The 1,501-nt window shown below is 67.0% G+C and carries 1 protein-coding gene; it reads right to left on the bottom strand.

Translation table 11 applies throughout. The features are described 5' to 3' along the window. Positions 1 to 671: 671 nt before the first annotated feature. Complete coding sequence (locus tag EJK15_RS72445) at positions 672 to 821, bottom strand: hypothetical protein (RefSeq protein WP_171075437.1); 150 nt, start codon at positions 819 to 821, stop codon at positions 672 to 674. Positions 822 to 1,501: the final 680 nt, after the last annotated feature.

The raw sequence follows: 1,501 nt of genomic DNA, 5'->3' as shown, positions 1-1,501 counted from the left end.
CCATTGGCGCTGGGTCAACTGGGTCCCCGCCGTCTGGTGACCAGGACGACAAGAGCCGTGTAACGAGAGATCGTTACGCACGGTTCTGTGGGAGCCCCGGGGTGCGATTCCCCGGGGCTACCCGACCGCGATTGACGAGGGGTTTGCCGAGCGTGAAAGGCCGGTTGCGTGGCGGCCGAAGGTGCTGGACGTGCCTCGGACGGTGTGGGATCGGTTCGTCGATGCGGTCGGCCGATTGGACCTGGCGAATGTGGGCCCCTACTGGACGGGCGGCCCACTCCGTGAGCCTCCGGAAGCACGACTCGCCGATGCCCAGGGTGAGGTCCTGGGCTTTGCTTCCGGGGATGACCCTGGCTGATGCCGAACGCTGCCGCCTGTGGCATTCAGCCGGGGGTGGGGTCCTGGTTCGTCGCGTCCGTTGCGCGGTGACGCAGGCGACCGGGACCCCATTTGGTCGGATACGAGACAGCCCCGGAGGAGGGGTGTGGTGCCGTCACCTTCTCCGGGGTGCAGCGCCCCTCGGGATGGGTTTATGAAGCGAAAGAAGACGGGTTTCAGGCGGTTCGTGATGGCTGTTCCTTGTCGGGACACGGTGGCACGAAGAGCCTGAGCCACGAGACGGGGTCCTGCCCTTGCTGGGAGAACCCCGTCCACTTCGACATAGGCGGGATTTACTGACCACTGGTCTCTTCTGCGGTCTCGGCTTCGCCTTGCTCCTCGGCTTCGCCGGTCGACTCTGGAGTCTGTGACTCTTCGGCTTCGCCGGTCGACTCTGGAGTCTGTGGCTCTTCGGCCTGAGGTGCTTGTTCGGTGTTGCTCACAGCTTTCACCTCCTCCCGTCTCTCGTGCTTGTCTGACGGGCGGTGCACCTGTTTCATCGGGAAGTGCTAGAGAGGGCCTCAACCAACTCGCCGGTCTTGTCGTTCTGGCAGCTTCGCTGCGAGAACGGCCTGCACGACTTCACGTGCCGTAGTCGTGATCGGCCTTCCCCGGTTGCACCCTCCCTTTCTTGCCCCTTATCCGCTCGCAGGGTTCGAAACCTCGTTCAGTGCATTCTTGCGAACAAGTTCGGACAAGGCCGTCTGCAGGTTGCCCCAGACAGTCACGAGCGAATCAGCCGCAGTCCACTCGTACAGCGTGCGTCGGTCCCTTGGGAGGTCTCGCGTCCTTCCCGGATCTCGACCCCCGGGGGGAAGGCGGGAGTCCGTTCGCCTGAGCCGAGCCGTGGTGATCGGTTCGCGGGCGCGGGCGTGGATCGCTCGCAGCGGGCAAAGATGGCGCCCGGAGGGCTGGGCGGGGCGTCGGCGGGTCTGAGGCGGTTCGATGGTCGCGGCGAGGGCGTGCCGTCCGGACGGCGAGGGCGAGCACGGCGCGTCAGCGCCGCGCGCAGTCCCGTGGCCGGTCCGGCCGGCGCGTCCCGATGCCGTGGCCATCAGGACCGGCACCGGCATGTCGGCGCGCACCGGCCACGGCGTGACGGGGCCGTGCGGGGTCTTGGCCG

Source organism: Nonomuraea basaltis (genome assembly GCF_005893125.1).
Taxonomy (GTDB): Bacteria; Actinomycetota; Actinomycetes; order Streptosporangiales; family Streptosporangiaceae; genus Nonomuraea; species Nonomuraea basaltis.
Note: the sequence above shows the minus strand (reverse complement) of the source record. Positions and strands in the feature narration are given on the sequence as shown.